This is a genomic window from Pseudomonas sp. P5_B2 (genome assembly GCF_056400445.1).
On the sequence record NZ_JBFULH010000898.1, the window covers coordinates 1 to 1,367 of the forward strand.

At 56.8% G+C, this 1,367-nt stretch carries 2 protein-coding genes and 1 riboswitch; of the genes, one reads left to right on the top strand and one right to left on the bottom strand.

What is annotated here, in order from left to right; all coding sequences use genetic code 11:
* On the bottom strand, positions 1-306 hold a 306-nt coding region (locus tag AC1DRJ_RS27815), incomplete at its 3' end, for a beta-eliminating lyase-related protein (protein WP_477804973.1).
* 195 nt (positions 307-501) lie between these two features.
* Positions 502-674, top strand: a riboswitch (FMN riboswitch).
* Between the two features lie 102 nt (positions 675-776).
* Here AC1DRJ_RS27815 and AC1DRJ_RS27820 point away from each other — a divergent pair.
* Positions 777-1,286, top strand: coding sequence for a 6,7-dimethyl-8-ribityllumazine synthase (locus AC1DRJ_RS27820; RefSeq protein ID WP_477804974.1), 510 nt, complete (start codon positions 777-779; stop codon positions 1,284-1,286).
* Positions 1,287-1,367 lie beyond the last annotated feature (81 nt).

The following is a 1,367-nucleotide window of genomic DNA, read 5'->3' on the forward strand; positions in this document are numbered from 1 at the left end:
CGGCTGGACCGAACCGAGCACCGCCGCCCCACCACCTTCGTACTTATAGGTGTGAGCCTGCTGGCCAACAATATATTCATCACCGCGTTCGCAATGAGCCATCAACCCCAGCAAGTTGCTCATGGTGCCCGTCGGCACGAACAGCGCAGCGGCGAAACCAAGGCGTTTTGCCAGTTCGGCCTCCAGATCGTTGACCGTCGGGTCCTCACCATAAACGTCGTCACCGGTGGCCGCCTTGGCCATCGCGTCGAGCATCCCGGTGGAAGGTTGGGTGACGGTGTCGCTGCGAAGATCGATAACGCTCATGAATCTGGCCTCGGTAAGCAGGGGAAATCCCTTCCAGGCAGGAATTACTGCGGGCATGACCACCAATAATCAACCCTTGAGTGGGAAAAGGCCTCTCAAGCCAGCGAAAAAGTCGATAGCAATCATCAGATAGCAGCGATGCGCAGACAGGAAATATGTGTTAAAAACGCTGCGCTGCCAGAGACTCTGACGGCAAAACGTTCTCAGGGCGGGGTGCAACTCCCCACCGGCGGTAATTGCGCGCAACCCGCATAGCCCGCGAGCGCTTGGCGACAGGCACGGCAAATGGCTGTGTATGACGCCAAGGTCAGCAGACCCGGTGTGATCCCGGGGCCGACGGTCATAGTCCGGATGAAGAGAGAACGGGATTCACGCCAAAGGGCCGCCTGCAAGCATTCGTGCAAGCGTGCGTACCCTGAAATCCCATTCGATTCATATGCCCTGTTTTAACCATAAACAGGAGTCAGAACATGCAACCCACCGCTATCGATAGCAAAAGCAAAAACCATCAGGGCGAGCGCGTTGCGTTCATCCAGGCCTGCTGGCACAAAGAAATCGTCGATCAGAGCCGTAAAGGCTTCGTGGCCGAAATGATTGCCCAGGGTTATCAGGAATCGGAAATCGACTTCTTCGAAGTCGGCGGTGCCTTTGAAATCCCGCTGCACGCCAAGCTGCTGGCCAGGTCCGGGCGTTATGCCGGCATCGTCGCCGCAGGCTTGGTAGTCGACGGCGGGATCTACCGTCACGAATTCGTGGCGCAGTCGGTGATCAGCGGCCTGATGCAGGTTCAGCTGGAAACTGAAGTGCCGGTGTTCTCGGTGGTTTTGACCCCGCACCACTTCCATTCCGGCGAAGAACATCAGAAATTCTTCTTCGAGCATTTTGTGCATAAAGGTCAGGAAGCGGCGAAGACGTGCGCGGATACGCTGCACAAGATGCGGGCTTTGCGTCGTAGTGAGCCGCGTGCGGTGGCTGTTTAAAATACAAAATCGTTGAGCCGGGTGAAGTTTCTGTCTTCACCCCAATCAAATGTGGGAGCGGGCTTGCTCGCGAATGCGGTG